This window comes from Alcanivorax sp. HI0044, from assembly GCF_001634945.1.
Map to the genome: position 1 here is coordinate 1 of NZ_LWEZ01000443.1, position 722 is coordinate 722.

Below are 722 nucleotides of genomic sequence, written 5' to 3' on the forward strand. Positions count from 1 at the left end.
GGTTGCTGCCGCTGGGGCCTTCACTGCGGGCAATATGCTCGGCAATGGCCTGCTCGTCCGCCTGGCCAAGAAAGGCCGCATTGTCCTCGGTGGCAATATAGACCAGACCGTCCGCCAGATCTCCGTCGGCAAAGGTCAGTGGCGTGCGAAAGCGCAGATAGCCATTCTTCTCCCGATGGTCGAGATGCTCGAACACATCCGGCGTGATGCGGTAGGCCATGCCGGCACACACCATGCCGGGGGCTTCAATCAAGGTGACCACCCGCCCCGGTTTATCCGGGGTGCCGCGATGATCGTGGGAACCGAGCGCAGCGAAGGTAACGCACTTTAGGGCGGCCCGAAGGGTGAGCGAAGCGAATAACCTTGCCAGAAGCGCCGGACCCAGCCGCTGATCGACGCCGGTCGTCGTGCCAGGTAGGGAAAGTCGGCCTTGTAGATCAGCGAGCCATATCCAAACAGCCATACCGGATGGTTCGGGTGCAGGTCGTGGCGGCGGCGATTTTCGTCGGCGGTGTTGAGCATGGCTAACTGTCCTGCTTCTTGATCCTGGTTCGTGGTTGTTGGCGTGTGGGCGTTATACTGCCGGCTCAGTATGACAGCCAGCCGGGGAAACCATGAAAGATGTGCGCGAAGAATATCACGCTGAAGGGCTGACCCAGGTCTCCCTCCATGACGATCCACTGGAGCAGGCGCGTCTCTGGGTGGATGAAGCCATTGAGGCC

The 722-nt window shown here is 60.9% G+C and carries 2 pseudogenes; one reads left to right on the top strand and one right to left on the bottom strand.

Annotated elements, in window-relative coordinates:
• A pseudogene (locus A3730_RS29450) lies at nt 1-522 on the bottom strand (gamma-glutamylcyclotransferase); the annotation flags it as partial.
• Between the two features lie 92 nt (nt 523-614).
• On the opposite strand from A3730_RS29450, the pseudogene A3730_RS29455 reads away from it, so the two are divergent.
• Nucleotides 615-722: pseudogene (locus tag A3730_RS29455) on the top strand (pyridoxamine 5'-phosphate oxidase); the annotation flags it as partial.